General features: G+C 39.8%; 13 protein-coding genes and 1 riboswitch. Of the genes, 8 read left to right on the forward strand and 5 right to left on the reverse strand.

The window, feature by feature from the left end; translation table 11 throughout:
• Positions 1–3: 3 nt before the first annotated feature.
• A complete protein-coding gene (locus HMPREF2979_RS08505) occupies positions 4–774 on the reverse strand; it encodes a helix-turn-helix domain-containing protein (RefSeq protein WP_070656204.1) in 771 nt (256 codons plus the stop codon).
• Entirely contained in the window at positions 771–1,940 is a 1,170-nt protein-coding gene (locus HMPREF2979_RS08510) for a DnaA ATPase domain-containing protein (RefSeq protein WP_070656206.1), read from the reverse strand. Before HMPREF2979_RS08510 ends, HMPREF2979_RS08505 begins: the two co-directional genes overlap by 4 nt.
• A 284-nt stretch (positions 1,941–2,224) precedes the next feature.
• On the opposite strand from HMPREF2979_RS08510, the gene pyrF reads away from it, so the two are divergent.
• From pyrF to nt5e, 6 genes are all read left to right on the forward strand, one after another.
• The gene (pyrF, locus tag HMPREF2979_RS08515) at positions 2,225–2,920 is read left to right on the forward strand and encodes an orotidine-5'-phosphate decarboxylase (RefSeq protein WP_070656209.1); all 696 of its coding nucleotides are present in this window, start codon (positions 2,225–2,227) and stop codon (positions 2,918–2,920) included.
• A gap of 87 nt (positions 2,921–3,007) precedes the next feature.
• Positions 3,008–3,637, forward strand: coding sequence for an orotate phosphoribosyltransferase (gene pyrE / locus HMPREF2979_RS08520; protein ID WP_004182503.1), 630 nt, complete (start codon positions 3,008–3,010; stop codon positions 3,635–3,637).
• Between the two features lie 83 nt (positions 3,638–3,720).
• The gene (locus tag HMPREF2979_RS08525) at positions 3,721–5,172 is read left to right on the forward strand and encodes an amidase (RefSeq protein ID WP_070656213.1); all 1,452 of its coding nucleotides are present in this window, start codon (positions 3,721–3,723) and stop codon (positions 5,170–5,172) included.
• A gap of 104 nt (positions 5,173–5,276) precedes the next feature.
• The gene (locus HMPREF2979_RS08530) at positions 5,277–6,125 is read left to right on the forward strand and encodes a transporter substrate-binding domain-containing protein (protein WP_002884961.1); all 849 of its coding nucleotides are present in this window, start codon (positions 5,277–5,279) and stop codon (positions 6,123–6,125) included.
• Between the two features lie 58 nt (positions 6,126–6,183).
• Positions 6,184–6,837, forward strand: coding sequence for an amino acid ABC transporter permease (locus HMPREF2979_RS08535; protein WP_070656214.1), 654 nt, complete (start codon positions 6,184–6,186; stop codon positions 6,835–6,837).
• 110 nt (positions 6,838–6,947) lie between these two features.
• Positions 6,948–9,194 (forward strand): cell surface ecto-5'-nucleotidase Nt5e, encoded by a 2,247-nt coding sequence (gene nt5e, locus HMPREF2979_RS08540; RefSeq protein WP_070656217.1) that lies wholly within the window; start codon positions 6,948–6,950, stop codon positions 9,192–9,194.
• A 35-nt stretch (positions 9,195–9,229) separates the two neighbouring features.
• On the opposite strand, the gene HMPREF2979_RS08545 is transcribed toward nt5e, so the two are convergent.
• From HMPREF2979_RS08545 to HMPREF2979_RS08555, 3 genes are all read right to left on the reverse strand, one after another.
• The gene (locus HMPREF2979_RS08545) at positions 9,230–10,171 is read right to left on the reverse strand and encodes an AraC family transcriptional regulator (RefSeq protein ID WP_083312383.1); all 942 of its coding nucleotides are present in this window, start codon (positions 10,169–10,171) and stop codon (positions 9,230–9,232) included.
• Between the two features lie 142 nt (positions 10,172–10,313).
• Entirely contained in the window at positions 10,314–11,684 is a 1,371-nt protein-coding gene (gene mnmE, locus HMPREF2979_RS08550) for a tRNA uridine-5-carboxymethylaminomethyl(34) synthesis GTPase MnmE (RefSeq protein ID WP_048675770.1), read from the reverse strand.
• A gap of 127 nt (positions 11,685–11,811) precedes the next feature.
• Entirely contained in the window at positions 11,812–13,155 is a 1,344-nt protein-coding gene (locus HMPREF2979_RS08555) for an alanine/glycine:cation symporter family protein (RefSeq protein ID WP_070656219.1), read from the reverse strand.
• 96 nt (positions 13,156–13,251) lie between these two features.
• A riboswitch (glycine riboswitch) is annotated at positions 13,252–13,358 on the reverse strand.
• Between the two features lie 305 nt (positions 13,359–13,663).
• Between HMPREF2979_RS08555 and pcrA the strand changes: the two genes are divergently transcribed.
• Complete coding sequence (gene pcrA / locus HMPREF2979_RS08560) at positions 13,664–15,973, forward strand: DNA helicase PcrA (RefSeq protein WP_070656220.1); 2,310 nt, start codon at positions 13,664–13,666, stop codon at positions 15,971–15,973.
• A 120-nt stretch (positions 15,974–16,093) separates the two neighbouring features.
• A complete protein-coding gene (locus HMPREF2979_RS08565) occupies positions 16,094–17,374 on the forward strand; it encodes an O-acetylhomoserine aminocarboxypropyltransferase/cysteine synthase family protein (RefSeq protein ID WP_049553693.1) in 1,281 nt (426 codons plus the stop codon).
• The last annotated feature ends 29 nt before the right edge of the window (positions 17,375–17,403 follow it).

A 17,403-nucleotide genomic window follows, 5' to 3' on the forward strand; every position in this document is an offset into this window, starting at 1 on the left:
TGATTATTTTCTTCTTCGAGCTCTGATTCCCTCAATTACAGTGGCAATTGCCTCTAATTCCCCATCTGTTAACTGTTCGCCATCTAGAACTAAGTTAAGTTGAGAGAGTTGTGAAATCTCAATTCCATTTGAATTCTCTTTCTTTATTTCTTCTTCAAGTCCAAATTTTGTAAGTGAATAATATATTTTCTCGTAAGACTTGGGTAACTCATCAAAAGAGTCCTCAATAAGTTTTTTTAGTTCATCTCTGTATTTCTCAAGCCAATACTGCGTAACTTCTGCGTCTATATCTAATGTTTCAATAAGATCAATTTTTTTATTAAGACGATTTGGTGTTGATTTTAATACATCAATATTCAGTTCCTGTTTCAAGTAACTATTTTGATAATCAGCAAAATCACTCCAACTATAACCTATGAAATATACATGCAAATCATAAGGTTCGATGTTCTTTAGATATAAACCTTTAGAATCCACACAAATTTTTCGACCACAGCTATAATATATAGTATCTTTTCCTTTATGTTCAATGGTAAGTTTACTTTTCCATTTCTCAAAACACTCAGTTGTTGTATAGCGATCCCGTAAAGTCTCGTCAAAACCACTAGCTTTAGCAAGAACTAAAAGATAACTCTCTAGGAATTTTTCTGAGGGAAGTCGTTTCCCAGTTTCAACTAGTGAGATAAGTGTTGATGATGTTTTTGTTTCCTGCTTGATATCTTGAGCAGTCAAAGATAGATTTTCACGTTTCTCTTTTAACCATTTTCCAATCATACAGCAACCTCTCTCGTAGTAATATCGATAATGTGTCCATCCGAAATAATGTCTTCACTTATAAACATTTCTATATTTTCTGGCCTCACGAAACTAGAAAATAAGACCTGTTGACCTTTATTTTGTAACCATTTTGTTAGTTTAATAAGTTCTTTTTTAGCCAATTCAGTTTTGAGGGAGTCGACACCCTCAAAAACAAGAAAATCAATTCCTTCAAAAATTTCAGAAACGTTCTGAGAAATTCCATCATCTTTATTTGATGTAATAATATCTTCAAATTCGGAGGCATTGAAGTATTCAACATTTAGTTCTGGGTGTAATTCATTTATTTTCTCGTAAACCGAATTTAGTACTATTTTTGTTGTTTCTAGTTCGTTACAATATAGAATAAGAGGAATAGATTCTTCATCCAAATTAGTGATAACTTTTTCAATAGTTTTATCTAGTAACTTAGTAGATTCATTGTTGAAGTTTTCTTCAAAACTATCTGAATGTTGATTACTGTAATATTGTAGTGTGTCATATAGATTCTGAGCATCAAATCCTTCCCCTAGAAAAGTAACCTTATTTTGTTCACCTGTTGGGTAAGCTTTAATTAATTGGTTTAGTAGAACCCCTAGATCTATACCGTTTTTTAGAATTGCATCATAAATTTCTGAGTCGTTTTGATTTAATATATTTCCTTGATTTTCTATAAAATCAAGGAAACTAATGACAATTTTTTCTTCTTCTGGAGAAAAAATTTCAATAGGAGCCTTAAGTGTTGTTTGTAACTGAACTACAAATGTATCAATTACCTCATTCTTAAGTTTAATTTTCTTTTTCGTCTCATAGCGTTCTTTAATTATATCCCATATGTTATTCCTCTTATCTTCTGAAATACTCATAAAGAAACGATCCAAGTAATAAATTATAAAATCTCCCGAATCAAGTTTTTCGATATGAATATTATCTTTCCATTCCAAATAGTCAGTTTCATCGTCTGTCATATTATCACTTACTGAAAGATCTGCTAGCTTATCTAGTATATCATAAAGCATGGTAGCCGATGGCAAGTGCTTTTGGACTTGATAATTTTCTATCTGTTTCATTACCTTCTGATATTCATCAGAGTTACTGTTAACTCGAATTTTTTCAGCATGCATTTTCAATAGTTGTTCAAGCATGTTAACACCTCTTTCTTATTTTACAAGATTATTTTACAATGTAAAAATGGATATAATCAATAGAAGTAGAGGTTTAAGATTAGGTATTTAGAACAAAATCCCCCTTTGACATTCCCTTATAAAAGCGCTATAATAGAACAAATTGAACTGAACCTTTAATCGAGTCCAGAGAGGCGAGAAAGGTGTACTGAGATGCTACGGCATCACTAAAGGGTAGGGACTGCCCTATTTTCGTGCAACCTTCGCTGACTGGCGGAGGTTTTTTGTGTGAAAGGATATAAGAAATGAGAGAAAATCGTCCTGTTATTGCCCTTGATTTCCCTACTTTTGAGGATGTGAAGGCTTTCCTTGCTAAGTTTCCTGCTGATGAAAAGCTCTATGTGAAGATTGGTATGGAACTTTACTATGCGGCTGGGCCTGAGATTGTGCGCTACGTTAAAGAGCTTGGTCATAGTGTTTTCCTTGACCTTAAGCTTCACGATATTCCAAATACTGTGAAATCAGCTATGCGTGTCTTGTCTAACCTTGGCGTTGATATGACTAATGTGCATGCGGCTGGTGGTGTGGAAATGATGAAGGCTGCGCGTGAAGGCTTGGGAGATGGTCCAATCTTGCTTGCTGTAACACAGTTGACCTCTACCTCTGAAGAGCAGATGCGTGATTTTCAAAATATCCAAACCACCCTTCAAGAATCAGTGGTTCATTATGCTAAGAAGACTGCTGAAGCAGGTCTTGATGGTGTTGTCTGCTCAGCACATGAAGTAGCAAAAATCAAAGAAGCGACGAATGAAGATTTCGTTTGTTTGACACCTGGTATCCGTCCAGCAGGAGCAGCAGTTGGTGACCAAAAACGTGTCATGACACCTGCCGATGCCCGTCAGATTGGTTCAGATTACATTGTTGTTGGTCGTCCAATTACACAAGCTAACAATCCTGTAGCAGCTTATCACGACATTAAGGCCCAATGGAACGGTCAATAAATTTTGAAAAAGACCTTATTTCATAGGAAAATAGATGGAATTAGGTTATAATAAAGAATAGAAAACGCTTTACGGAGGATAATAATTATGACATTAGCATCACAAATCGCATCTGACTTGCTCGATATCAAGGCTGTTTACCTTAAACCTGAAGAACCATTTACATGGGCATCAGGAATCAAATCACCAATCTACACAGACAACCGTATTACTTTGTCATATCCAGAAACTCGTACACTTATTGAAAATGGTTTTGTGGAAAAGATTAAGGAAGAATTCCCTGAAGTAGAAGTGATTGCAGGTACTGCAACTGCTGGTATTCCTCATGGTGCGATTATCGCTGACAAAATGAACCTTCCATTTGCCTACATTCGAAGTAAACCAAAAGATCACGGTGCTGGTAACCAAATCGAAGGTCGTGTGGTTAAAGGCGAAAAAATGGTTGTTGTTGAAGACTTGATTTCAACTGGTGGTTCTGTACTTGATGCTGTAGCAGCTGCAGAGCGTGAAGGGGCTGATGTTATCGGTGTTGTGGCTATCTTTACTTACGAATTGCCAAAAGCTGAGAAAAACTTTGCTGATGCTGGTGTGAAATTGGTTACTCTTTCAAACTACACTGAGTTGATCAAAGTTGCTAAAGTTCAAGGCTACATTACAGCAGATGGACTTCAACTTTTGAAGAAATTCAAAGAAAATCAAGAAACTTGGCAAGACTAATTATCAAGATTTAAGGCGGAACGTTTTAGGCGTTTCGCTTTTTTTAGTATAATTTAGGAAAAGATAAGCAGGGAGAGTATAAGATGTCAATTAATGAGTGCTCAGATGCAACGGCAATGGCTGAAGCCGTGCAAAATAAGACAGTCAGTCCCCGAGAACTAGTGGAGGCTACCATTCGTGAAGCGGAGAGGACGAATCCTAAGATAAATGCTATCGTCAGTCAACGCTACGAGAAAGCTATAGAAGAAGCTGAAACTAGAGACTTTTCAGAGAAACCTTTTGCTGGAGTACCGATTTTTCTAAAGGATTTGGGGCAGGAACAAGCTGGTGAGCCGTCAACTGCGGGTTCTCGTCTATTTACTACTTATCGGGCTAAGGAAAGCGATAATTATGTTAAGAAGCTTGAGGAACTGGGCTTCATTATTTTAGGGCGTTCTAGCACTCCTGAGTTTGGCTTCAAAAATATCAGTGATGCTCAGATTCATGGTTCTGTCAATCTACCTGATGATGTCACGCGTAATGCTGGTGGCTCAAGTGGTGGAGCGGCTGCTCTTGTGAGTTCTGGCATTTCTCCCTTGGCACCAGCTAGTGACGGAGGGGGCTCTATCCGTATTCCAGCTTCCTTTAACGGTCTTATTGGTCTCAAGCCTACCAGAGGACGAATTCCAGTTGGTCCTGGTTCTTTCCGTGGCTGGCAGGGAGCCTCTGTCCAGTTTGCTTTAACTAAGACTGTACGAGATACAAAACGCTTGCTCTATCACATGCAGACGTGTCAGATGGAAAGTCCCTTTATTCTACCGAAGCTTAGCAAAGTGTCTTTAGAAGAACCTGTTAGACCTTTGAAGATTGCTTTTTCGACTGTCTCTCCTATTGGTGGTAAGGTGTCAGAATCTGCTATTGCAGCGACAAAAAAGGCTGCTAGAGCCTTAGAAAGTCTAGGACATCATGTGCATGAAATCAGCGACCAGCCCTTGAATGGGGTTGAAGCCATGCAGTCTTACTACATTATGAATAGTGTCGAGACAGCTGCCATGTTTGATTCTATAGAGGCTGGTTTAGGACGCAAGATGACCTTTGAAGATATGGAGTTGATGACTTGGGCTATTTTCCAATCTGGGCAAAAGATTCCCGCTAAAATTTACTCTAAAATTCTAGCCCAGTGGGACCAGTATAGCCATCAGATGGCGAATTTTCATGAGACTTACGATATTCTTCTGACACCTACAGTTGCGGATGTGGCACCTAAGCATGGACAGTTTGCCCTCTCTGAAAACTTACAAAATCAACTCAAACATATGGCTGATTTTGACTGGCCAAAGCAACAGGAACTTATTTGGGAAATGTTTGCGGATAGCTTAGATTGGACACCTTTCACGCAACAAGCAAACCTGACGGGACAACCATCAATTTCTTTACCTGTCTATCGGGATGATCAAGGTCTTTCACTCGGAGTTCAATTAACAGCTGCTAAAGGAAGAGAGGACCTCCTCTTACACTTGGCCCAACAGATGGAAGAACGTTCGGTTTTTAGCTAAACATTCTTATTTTCAGTTCAATATTTTGTGAAACCCTTTCAAATAGTATAGGCTAAGATTATAAGTTTTTAACTTAACTTCATTTTTTAAGGAGATACACATAGATGAAAAAGAGATTTTTCGCCGTATTTAGCCTAATTTTGGCTGCGGTCTTTTTGGTTGCTTGCTCGTCACAAAGTACAGGTGAAAAGAACTGGGAAAAGATTGAGAAACGTGGGAGCATCAAGGTTGCGACTGCTGGAACTCTTTACCCACAAAGCTACCACGATGATAAGAACAATTTGACTGGTTATGACGTTGAGATTCTCAAAGAAGTTGGAAAACGTCTTAAGTTGAAAATTGACTTCACTGAGATGGGCGTGGATGGTATGCTTACTGCTGTAAATAGTGGGCAAGTAGATATCGCTAACTACTCACTCGAAGATGACAACAAGAACGTTAAAAAATTCTTGCGTTCTGAACCATACAAGTATTCATTTACATCCATGGTAGTCCGTGAATCAGATAATTCAGGAATTTCTTCATGGAAGGACCTCAAAGGCAAGAAAGCAGCCGGTGCTGCAAGTACCAAGTACATGAAGATTGCCAAAAAAATGGGTGCTGAACTTGTCGTATATGACAATGTTACCAATGACGTTTATATGCAAGACTTGGTAAATGGTCGTACAGACGTTATCGTCAATGATTACTATTTGCAAAAGATGGCAGTAGCCGCTATCAAAGACAAGTACCCTGTTAAGATCAACGATGGTATCTACAGTAACCCTTACTCAACAAGCTTTACTTTCTCATTGAAGAATAAAACTCTTCAAGAAAAAGTTAATAAAGCTATCAAAGACATGAAGAAAGATGGTACCCTTACCAAGATTTCAGAGAAGTTCTTTGCTGGTCAAGACGTTACAAAGAAAACGAAAGTTGACTACACTGAGATTGACATCTCTGATGTTGAATAATATGAGCGATCCGATTGGATCGCTTATTTGCTAAAGAATTGTTTAGAAAGATAGACTTATGATTATTGATTTTTCACTGATTCTAAAGAGCATTCCCTATGTTCTATCAGGTTTGCCCTATACTTTGGGGATTTCCCTTTTAAGCTTTATGGTGGGGAATGTATTTGCCATCATCCTTGCCTTTATGCGGATGTCGCAAAAACCTTGGTTGAAGTATCCTGCCCGTGTTTATATTTCCATCATGCGTGGGGTCCCTATGTTGGTCGTGCTCTTCATTCTTTATTTTGGTTTGCCTTACGTTGGTGTTCAGCTGCCCGCCCTTCTTTGTGCCTTTATTGGTTTCTCCTGTGTTAGTGCCGCTTATATGGCAGAGATTTTTCGTTCATCCATAGCTGCCGTAGATAAGGGGCAGTGGGAAGCCGCTCGCTCTCTTGGTCTTCCTAAGAAGTCTATTATCCGTCGAATTATCTTACCTCAGGCCATGCGTATAGCAGTAGCACCTCTTGGTAATGTCATCATTGACATGGTAAAGAGTTCCTCGTTGGCGGCTATGATTACAGTGCCTGACATTTTCCAAAATGCTAAGATTATCGGTGGGCGTGAGTATGACTACATGTCTATGTATATCCTAATCGCCCTTATTTACTGGACTTTGAGCTTCACTCTGGAATTACTTCAAGGCTATCTTGAAAAATGTTTAGCTACCTATTGATTATTGAAAAAATTTTTTGATTATCTAATAAAACATTGAAATTTATTTAATTCTAATCTTATAAATGTGGTATAATAAAAACGATTTAACAATCAGAAAGGTATTTTGGAATGAAGAAGAAAACAGTCGTTGCAACGACCCTATCAACCCTACTTGTCTCAACTGCCATCTTGGCCAATGCTGTCCAAGCTGACGAGGTAGAAACTCATGCAGCTGTAACAGCACCAAGCACTGAAGTAGTAGCTACAGAGGCAACTACCAATGCGACATCTACTACAGCAACAACTGCATCTAGCGAGTCTGCAGCACCGGTGGCTAGTTCAACATCAGTTGTTACTGCTTCAACAGCTGAAACAAGCGAAACAGCAGTTGCCACTGCAAGTGAAACTGCAACTGCAGCCGCAACTCCTACAACAGAAGTCGTAACAAATGCTAGCACAAGTACCAGCAACGACACTGTAACAGTCCTTCACACTAACGATGTTCATGGTCGTATGGTTGAAGATGATCGTAACGGAGTTATTGGTGATGCCCTTTTGTCTGGTATCGTAAATGATTCTCGTTCAAAAGGAACAACCCTTGTCTTTGACTCTGGGGACTCATTCCAAGGTCTTCCAATTTCTAACAGTTCTAAGGGTGAAGACATGGCAAGCGTCATGAATGCTGTTGGTTTTGATGCCATGACAGTGGGTAACCATGAGTTTGACTTTGGTCTTGATCAATTGCGTCGTTTGAGCAAACAAATCAATTTCCCAATCATCACATCTAACGTATATGTAAATGGCGTACGTCTTTTCCAACCATCTACAATCGTTGACAAAACACCTGGTGTTGATGGAGATGAAGTAGTCGTTATTGGTGTTACAACACCTGAGACAGCTACTAAGACACACCCACGTAATATCCCTGGTGTCTCTTTCACTGATCCTATTACTGAGGTTAAGGCTGTTGTTGACCAAGTGGAATCAAATGCCCGTGCCGAAGGTAAGGAATACAAGACTTATGTTGTCCTTAGTCACTTGGGTATTGATACAACAACCCCAGTTGAATGGCGTGGATCAACTTTGGCAGAAGCTCTTTCAAACTATGCACCTTTGAAAGGAAAACGTGTTCTTGTCCTTGATGGTCACTCACACACTCTTCACACAGCGACATACGGCGATAACGTCACTTACAACCAAACTGGTAGCTACCTTAACAATGTTGGTCGCGTCGTTTATAATTCTGACCGTGTCTTGTCACATGGCGTGATTTCACACGACGAAGCTAAAAAGAATTATCAAGTTAACCCAACAGTTAAAGCTATGATTGATGATATCCAAGCTAAGTACAAGGCAGATTCTTCGAAAGTCGTTATTGAAAATAGCCCTGTTAAACTTAGTGGTGACCGTATGGACGTTCGTGTTCGCGAAACGAATCTTGGTAATGTGGTCGCTGATGCTCTCTTAGATTACGGACAATCAGCCTTCACACACAAGTCTAACCTTGCCGTAACAAATGGTGGTGGTCTTCGTGAAACAATCGCTAAAGACAAACCAATCACTAAAGGTGATATCATTGCCGTTCTTCCATTTGGTAACTCAGTTGCTCAAATTCAAGTAACAGGTCAAAATATCCATGATATGTTTGTCAAATCTCTTGGTTCTATTCTCCAAGTTGACGAAAGTGGTAAAACTGTTCTGGATGAAAATGGTCAACCTCTCCTTGAACCATCTGGCGGTTTCCTTCAAGTTTCTGGAGCTCGTGTTTACTATGACACAACTCTTCCAGCTGAAAAACGTATCTTGTCAATTGACATTTTGGATCCAGAAACTGGTGTCTATAAACCACTTAACACAAACGGAACTTACTACCTTGTAACGAATGACTTCTTGGCTGCTGGTGGTGATGGCTTTACAATGTTGGGTGGCCCTCGTGAAGAAGGTCCTTCAATGGATACCATCTTTGCTGATTACTTGACACGTGCAGACCTTTCTAAGTATGCCGTTATCAATCCAAACTCACGTACCATTTCAATTTCAAGTGCTGATTTTGCTGCCTTGAACAAGAAAGAAAATGCAGCAGACCCTACACTTAATCCATTGGCACCAGTCACTCCATCAACTATCGCTAAAGATTTAGAAACTAGTAAACCAGTCGTATCTAAAGTAGTGACGACTCCTAATGGCAAAGTATTCTTCATTTCAACAAGAAGCGAAGCGCTTAAAGAAACAGAAAAAGTGACAGAAGCTTCTACACAAACTGAAATCCTTCCTACAACAGGTGACAAGGGCTCACACGCAGGTCTCCTCGGACTTGGTATGTTGCTCACTCTCTTTGGACTTAGTGGTAAACACAAAGGCAAAGAGAAAAACTAAGAAGTTTGCAGATAAAAAAAGAGTTAACCATTTGGCTAACTCTTTTTTGTTTTCTTCTTGTTGCTATGTGTTTTTCGATACTGGCTTGGTGTTTGGTCGTAATAGTGTTTAAATTGGCGGTTGAAATTGGATAGGTTATTAAAACCAACATTGGTAGCGATTTCCAAGACTGGTTTAACGCTATTACGAAGCTCCTCGCAGGCAGCATTAAGTCTTGCTTGAATGATAAATTCCGTACAAGAAGTACCGGTATGTTGCTTAAAAATCGTCATAAAGTGTGTCTTACTATAACCCATAAGTTCTGACAACTTTTCAATCGTGAGATTTTCAGCATAGTGTTGATTAATGTAATCTATGATTTCTCGAATTTTTTCGTTTTTGCGGTAATGATCATCAGAAGTTTTTCGCTCGACCAATCGATAGAAGTAGAAGAGGTAGATTAATTCCTCCAACTTTGACTTGAGAAGAAGTTCATAGTGACGGTCTTTCTGACGAATCATTTTAAAAATCTCAAGGAGGAGAGTTTTGATTTCCCTATACCCTTCATCTGATGGTCGTAGACATTGTTTAAACTTGAAATTAGAATTCTGCAAAGGCTGTAGATAACGAAGACTAAGTGGGTCCACCAGCGACTGCCCCAACATATCCAAATGAAAATGTAGGGTGTCCGTATGATGAGGCTGATTATCTACTGGGTGAATCGAATGAAGGCCATTCGGACGAATTAAAAAGATATCTCCAGCTTGACTGTCAAAATAGTCATAATCAATGTGATAACGAGCTGTCCCCTCATAAACATACTGAATCTCAAGTTCAGGATGCCAATGGAAAAGAATATCAGGGCGTCCATTTTCAACCTTGGTTTCCGTCAGTCGAAATGGAAGCAGGTTATCGTCAAAATCTATCAAATGTTTAAAATCAGTATCAGTAGCTGTTTGACCCATCGTAAACCTTTCAAAATCATAGGATAGTACCATGATAGCATTTTCTTTCTTAAAAAGCATGAGTAAATCGTTTTATGGTATTGATAGGTTTTAGTTTACATAAATATATTTCTGTATTTATATTATGAACAAAAAAAAGATGACAAAGCATCTTTTTACATAAATTTAGTTATGTTTATTTTCCTAGACAGAACTGACTAAATAGTTGAGTAATCAGTTCATCTGGAGCAGCATCACCAGTAATTTCACCAAGAATTTCCCAAGTACGTGTCATATCAACCTGTAAGAGGTCAACAGGCATGCCTAACTCAAGACCTTGATTGACTGCTTCAAGACTTTCGAGAGCTTTTTCAATGAGTGAAATGTGACGAGCATTTGAGAGATAAGTAGCATCTTTCTCTACTAAACCAGCATTATCAAAGAAGAGTTGATTGATGCGGTCTTCGATTTTATCAATGTTCTCATTTTTCAAAACTGAGATTGGGATGACATCTTCGGGAAGTTCTTCCATTTGGATTGCTTGAGGAAGGTCAGTCTTATTTAGGAGAATGATGCGATTGCTATTTTGGCTGATTTCTAGTAATGTACGGTCTTGTTCAGTTAGCGGTTCAGAGCTATTGAGGACAAGAAGAACCAGGTCAGCCTCTTCGAGAGCTTTTTTAGAACGCTCTACACCAATCTTTTCAACAACATCGTCTGTGTCACGGATACCAGCGGTATCAATTAACTTAAGGGGAACGCCTTTGATATTAACGTATTCTTCAATGACATCACGTGTTGTACCCTCAATGTCTGTAACGATAGCTTTCTCTTCACGTAGAAGATTGTTAAGGAGACTAGATTTTCCGACATTTGGACGACCAATGATTGCCGTTGAAAGACCTTCTCGTAGGATTTTTCCTCGTTTGGCAGTAGCCAGAAGATTTTCTAGAAGTGCTTGGAACTCTTGAGTTTTTTCACGGACAAGATTTGTGGTCACTTCTTCAACATCATCATACTCTGGGTAATCAATATTCACTTCAACTTGAGCCAAAGTGTTAAGGATTTCTTGGCGCGTGTTATTAATGAGATCCTTGAGCGAGCCATCAAGTTGAGAAACGGCAACGGCCATAGCCTTATCAGTCTTAGCACGAATCAAATCCATGACAGCTTCGGCCTGGGTCAAGTCCACACGACCATTCAAGAAGGCACGCTTGGTAAATTCTCCAGGTTCGGCCATACGAGCACCAGAACGGATAAGGAGTTGAAGGATTTCATTGGTTACAGCGACACCACCATGGGTGTTGATTTCTACGACATCCTCACGTGTAAAGGTCTTTGGTGCACGCATAACACTGACCATGACTTCATCAATGGTTTCATCATTTTCCACGATATGACCGTAATTGATAGTATGTGAAGCGACCGTTTCTAAATTTTTTCCTTTGAAAACCTTATTAGCAATAGCAACTGCATCGGTTCCAGATAGGCGAACAATACCGATAGCACCTTCACCTAAAGGTGTTGAAATTGCAGTAATCGTATCAAATTCTTTGGTAATTGACATAGTTATTCCTTTGGATTTTTTCTGTATTAGTTGTAAAATGATTTAATTTCATTGTAACGCAAAAGACCAGTAGTAGCAAGGATTGGTGCCGATAAAGTCAAGAAAAAAGAGCCTAGGCTCTTTTTGTTTATTTGTGACGTTCAAAGTATGATTTAGTTTCTTTGAAGATGATTGGTGAGAGGACAAGTAGGGCAATCAAGTTAGGCAATGCCATCAAACCGTTTACGATATCCGCAATTTTCCAAACAACATCAAGAGTGAGGTAACCACCAAGAGCAACCATGACTACAAAAATGAGGCGGTAGAGTGGAAGGAATTTCGTTGATTTGAAAATGAATTCGAAACAACGTTCACCGTAGTAAGACCAACCCAAGATTGTTGTGAAGGCAAAGAGAACCAAAGAAAGTGTTAAGGCAATTTCACCAAATGTACCAAAAACAGAAGAGAAGGCTGCTTGTGTCATTGGGGCACCTTCCAGGCTACCTGACCATTGACCCGTTACAAGGATAGCAAGACCAGTAAGCGTACAGATGATGATCGTATCAATGAAAGTACCTGTCATTGAAATCAAACCTTGTTCAACAGGTTCTTCGGTCTTAGCAGCAGCTGCAGCGATAGGAGCTGATCCAAGACCTGACTCATTTGAGAAGACACCACGCGCAATACCAAGACGCATTGCAACCATGACTGTCGCACCAGCAAAACCACCAACGGCTGCTTTACCAGTAAAGGCAGATTGGAAGACCGTTTCAAGGACTGGAAGAAGTTGATTAAAGTTAGTAAAGATAACTACAAGAGCTGCTAGGATATAAAGTCCAGCCATAAACGGTACGACTTTTTCAGAAACTTTAGAGATAGATTGGATACCACCAAAAATGATGGCCGCAGTGATAAGTGCAAGTAAGATACTTACAATTTTTGGTGACCAGTCAAAGCTATTTTGAAGTGAAGCGGTGATTGAGTTAACTTGAGAGAAAGTACCAATCCCCAACCATGCAACAAGCACACCTGCAAAGGCAAAGAAGTAGGCCAAAGGTTTAGCAATTGTTTGCCATTTCCCAGAAAAACCGTGTGTAATGTAATACATTGGACCACCAGAAACATTACCTTGGTCGTCAAGTGTACGGAATTTAATAGCCAAAAGACCTTCGGAATATTTGGTTGCCATACCAAAGAAAGCGGCAATCCACATCCAGAAAAGGGCACCAGGTCCACCAGTCTTGATGGCAGTAGCTACACCGACAATGTTACCTGTACCAACAGTTGCTGCAAGAGCTGTTGCAAGGGCAGCAAAACTAGAAATGTCACCTTCCCCTTTATCTTCAGCAAAGATAAGTTTAAAAGCTTTAGGAAGACGAAGAACCTGCAAAAGTCCAAGGCGAATCGTTAGGTAAATCCCTGTACCTACAAGGAGGAAGAGAAGGGGTGGCCCCCAGACAAAATCATCAATAGTAGTAAAAAAGTCTAACATAAGTATACAATCTCCTTGAACCGAGACGTCAAAAAAGAGGTTTGGCTTAACCAGACCTCTGAGAATACAAAGCTATTACTACAAGTTAAAAAACTTGCAATGCTTTCTGTCCTTTTACCTGAGAGTTTCGGTTGTTACCCCTTGCCCCTTCGGTGTCTTGTTTACAGCTAAGGCTGCTTCAAGATCTCTCCAGAAGTCCGTCAATCACCAGTCATCCTGATGACATCATTCGGTTGTTATTTTATTGTGATTATATCTTATCGAAAAAACCGAACAGTGTCAACACTAATTTTCATCAAAACTATAAAAATCCGAATATTATTCTTTAGAATGTCTTCCTCTAAAGCTAGAAAAATCTAGGAAAATCAGTAATCTTAAGCAAAATCCATCTAAATAAAAACAAACAATTATTTTCTAAGGATATTTGACACTCATTATGAATAGAGTCTGCATTTTCATCCAAAAAATGATAAAATAGTAGAGCTTATTTTTGAGAATGGAGAATATGATGAACCCATTATTAACTGGTATGAATGACAAACAGGCCGAAGCCGTCCAAACGACTGAGGGGCCTTTATTGATTATGGCTGGTGCAGGATCTGGGAAGACACGTGTGCTTACCCACCGCATTGCCTACCTCATTGACGAGAAAATGATTAACCCCTGGAATATCCTAGCCATTACCTTTACCAATAAGGCAGCTCGTGAGATGCGTGAACGTGCTATGTCTTTAAATCCAGCAACTTCAGAAACCTTGATTGCGACCTTCCATAGTATGTGTGTGCGAATCCTTCGTCGTGAAGCGGACCATATTGGCTACAACCGAAATTTTACTATCGTAGATCCTGGGGAACAACGTACTTTGATGAAACGTATTCTCAAGAATCTTAACCTGGATCCTAAGAAGTGGAATGAACGTGCCATCTTAGGGACGATTTCCAACGCCAAAAATGATCTATTGGATGAAGTGGCCTATGAGCATCAAGCTGGTGATATGTACACCCAAATCGTTGCTAAATGTTACAAGGCCTATCAGGAAGAGCTCCGTCGTAGTGAAGCTATGGATTTTGACGATTTAATTATGATGACTTTGCGTCTCTTTGACAAAAATCCTGATGTCCTCGCCTATTATCAGCAGCGTTATCAGTACATTCACGTCGATGAGTACCAAGATACCAACCATGCTCAGTATCAGTTGGTAAAACTCTTGGCTTCTCGCTTCAAGAATATCTGTGTCGTAGGTGATGCGGACCAATCAATCTACGGTTGGCGGGGGGCTGATATGCAGAACATCCTTGACTTTGAGAAGGACTATCCTGAAGCCAAGGTAGTTCTCTTGGAAGAAAACTACCGTTCAACCAAGAAAATTCTCCAGGCAGCCAACGAAGTTATCAAGAATAACCGCAACCGCCGTCCAAAGAAACTTTGGACTCAAAATGACGACGGTGAACAAATCGTTTATTACCGTGCTAATGACGAGCGTGATGAAGCTGTTTTTGTTGCTTCAACTATTGATAACATTATTCGTGAAGAAGGTAAGAACTTCAAGGATTTTGCTGTACTTTACCGTACCAATGCTCAGTCTCGTACTATCGAGGAAGCCTTGCTCAAGTCAAATATTCCTTATACCATGGTTGGAGGTACCAAGTTCTACAGCCGTAAAGAAATTCGTGATGTCATTTCTTACTTGAACTTGATTGCCAATCCTGCGGATAATATTAGCTTTGAACGTGTGGTTAATGAACCTAAACGTGGAGTTGGACCTGGTACACTCGAAAAAATTCGTACCTTTGCCTATGAGCAAAACATGAGTCTCCTAGATGCATCAGCTAATATTATGTTGTCACCGATCAAGGGGAAAGCAGCTCAGGGCGTTTACGATTTTGCTAACATGATTCTGAATCTACGTGACCAGCTAGACGGGCTAAGTATTACTGAAGCGGTAGAGGCTGTTTTAGATAAGTCTGGTTATCTGGATGCTCTTTCTATGCAACAAACACTTGAAAGTCAAGCACGCATTGAAAATATCGAAGAGTTCATGTCTGTTACTAAGAATTTTGATGAAACCAACTCCGATGGTACGGAAGATGAGACTGGTATTGACCGTTTAGGCCGTTTCTTGAACGATCTAGCTTTGATTGCTGATACGGACGATGGTGATATGGAAGCAGCAGAAGTAACCTTGATGACTCTCCATGCTGCTAAAGGACTTGAATTTCCAGTTGTCTTTCTTATCGGTATGGAAGAGGGGGTCTTCCCTTTGTCTCGTGCCTCAGAAGATCCAGAAGAACTCGAAGAAGAGCGTCGCTTAGCTTACGTAGGTATTACCCGTGCTGAAGAGATTCTTTTCCTTACCAACGCTAATACACGTACGCTTTTTGGTAAGACTAACTATAATCGTCCTAGCCGTTTCTTGCGTGAAATTTCAGATGATTTATTACAATATCAAGGTCTAGCACGTCCAGCAAATTCATCATTTGGTGTTCGTTTTACAAAGGAAGAGCCAACACAATTTGGTCAAGGCATGAGTTTACAACAAGCGCTTCAGACCAGAAAAGCAAATGCACAACCTCAAAGACATACTGGCGCTCAGCCATTTTCAAAAGCTACTGGCGGACTACCTTTTGGTAAGACTTCAGACTCTGGGAATTCAGCTACTGACTGGGAAATCGGAGATATCGCTCACCACAAGAAGTGGGGAGATGGGACCGTCCTAGAAGTAACTGGAAGTGGCAAGACACAAGAACTTAAGATAAAATTCCCAGAAGTTGGACTTAAAAAGGTTTTAGCAAGTGTAGCACCTATTGAGAAGAAATAGAAAGGGACCGAAAGGTCCTTTTAATAAGCCCTCCCTATCACATTGATAAAAAATTTCTATTAGACAGCTAGCTTTTCTGGGTGTAGAATGAAAGCAACTTTTGTTTTGGAGGACACCCATATGTCACGAGAATTTTCATTTGAAACCTTACAATTACACGCTGGACAAACACCTGACAAGGAAACAAAATCACGTGCGGTTCCAATTTACCAAACGACTTCATATGTTTTTGACGATGCTCAAGAAGGTGAAGATCTCTTTGCTCTTAGAAAACCGGGTAATATTTACACACGTATTACCAATCCAACAGTAGCAGTACTTGAAGAACGTATTGCAGCCCTCGAAGGTGGTGTTGGTGCCTTGGCTACGGCTTCAGGTATGGCGGCAATTACCTATGCGATCCTTGGTTTGGCACATGCTGGCGATCATGTTGTTGCTGCGACAACCCTCTACGGTGGAACATTCAATCTCTTAAAAGAAACTCTTCCACGCTATGGTGTCACAACAACTTTTGTAGATGTTGACAATCCTGAAGAAATTGAAGCTGCTATCAAAGATAATACCAAACTAGTCTTGATTGAGTCTTTAGGTAATCCGCTTATCAACATTCCTGATTTTGAAAAGATTGCTGAAATTGCTCACAGCCATAAGATTCCATTGGTTGCTGACAATACTTTTGGTACTCCATATCTCATCAATGTTATCTCCCATGGTGTAGATATCGTAGTTCATTCTGCGACTAAGTTTATCGGTGGACATGGAACAACTATCGGTGGTCTTATCGTCGATTCTGGTAAATTTGACTGGGAAGCTTCAGGCAAATTCCCACAGTTGGTTGACGAAGATCCATCTTACCACAATATCAGCTATACACGTGATGTTGGTCCTGCAGCATTTATCACTGCCCTTCGTACACAACTTTTGCGTGACACAGGGGCTGCCTTGGCACCTTTCAATGCTTTCTTACTTTTACAAGGACTTGAAACACTTTCACTTCGTGTCGAACGCCACGTCGAAAATGCTAAAAAAATCGTAGACTTTTTGGAAAATCATCCAAAAGTTGAAAAAGTGAACTATCCTGGATTACCATCAAGTCCTTACTATGATTTGGCACAAAAATACTTCCCTAAAGGACCAGGTTCTATTTTCACTTTCCATGTTAAAGGTGGACAAGACGAAGCACGTACCGTTATTGATAATCTTGAAATCTTCTCAGATTTAGCTAACGTTGCTGATGCAAAATCTTTGGTGGTTCACCCTGCAACAACAACTCACCAACAATTGGCAGAAGCAGATTTGCTAGCTTGTGGTGTCACTCCAAATCAAATTCGTATCTCAGTTGGTTTAGAAAATGCAGATGATTTGATTGAAGATTTAAAACTAGCCCTTGATAAAATCTAAGTATTTTGATACTAAATATTCAAACCAGC

The sequence above is a fragment of the Streptococcus sp. HMSC078H12 genome (genome assembly GCF_001814615.1).
Taxonomy (GTDB): domain Bacteria; phylum Bacillota; class Bacilli; order Lactobacillales; family Streptococcaceae; genus Streptococcus; species Streptococcus salivarius_F.

Excerpts from the sequence above, each read along its gene's own strand:
- HMPREF2979_RS08505 (WP_070656204.1), bottom strand. The coding sequence starts at position 774 with ATGATTGGAAAATGGTTAAAAGAGAAACGTGAAAATCTATCTTTGACT.
- HMPREF2979_RS08510 (WP_070656206.1), bottom strand. The coding sequence starts at position 1,940 with ATGCTTGAACAACTATTGAAAATGCATGCTGAAAAAATTCGAGTTAAC.
- pyrF (WP_070656209.1), top strand. The coding sequence starts at position 2,225 with ATGAGAGAAAATCGTCCTGTTATTGCCCTTGATTTCCCTACTTTTGAG.
- pyrE (WP_004182503.1), top strand. The coding sequence starts at position 3,008 with ATGACATTAGCATCACAAATCGCATCTGACTTGCTCGATATCAAGGCT.
- HMPREF2979_RS08525 (WP_070656213.1), top strand. The coding sequence starts at position 3,721 with ATGTCAATTAATGAGTGCTCAGATGCAACGGCAATGGCTGAAGCCGTG.
- HMPREF2979_RS08530 (WP_002884961.1), top strand. The coding sequence starts at position 5,277 with ATGAAAAAGAGATTTTTCGCCGTATTTAGCCTAATTTTGGCTGCGGTC.
- HMPREF2979_RS08535 (WP_070656214.1), top strand. The coding sequence starts at position 6,184 with ATGATTATTGATTTTTCACTGATTCTAAAGAGCATTCCCTATGTTCTA.
- nt5e (WP_070656217.1), top strand. The coding sequence starts at position 6,948 with ATGAAGAAGAAAACAGTCGTTGCAACGACCCTATCAACCCTACTTGTC.
- HMPREF2979_RS08545 (WP_083312383.1), bottom strand. The coding sequence starts at position 10,171 with ATGGTACTATCCTATGATTTTGAAAGGTTTACGATGGGTCAAACAGCT.
- mnmE (WP_048675770.1), bottom strand. The coding sequence starts at position 11,684 with ATGTCAATTACCAAAGAATTTGATACGATTACTGCAATTTCAACACCT.
- HMPREF2979_RS08555 (WP_070656219.1), bottom strand. The coding sequence starts at position 13,155 with ATGTTAGACTTTTTTACTACTATTGATGATTTTGTCTGGGGGCCACCC.
- pcrA (WP_070656220.1), top strand. The coding sequence starts at position 13,664 with ATGAACCCATTATTAACTGGTATGAATGACAAACAGGCCGAAGCCGTC.
- HMPREF2979_RS08565 (WP_049553693.1), top strand. The coding sequence starts at position 16,094 with ATGTCACGAGAATTTTCATTTGAAACCTTACAATTACACGCTGGACAA.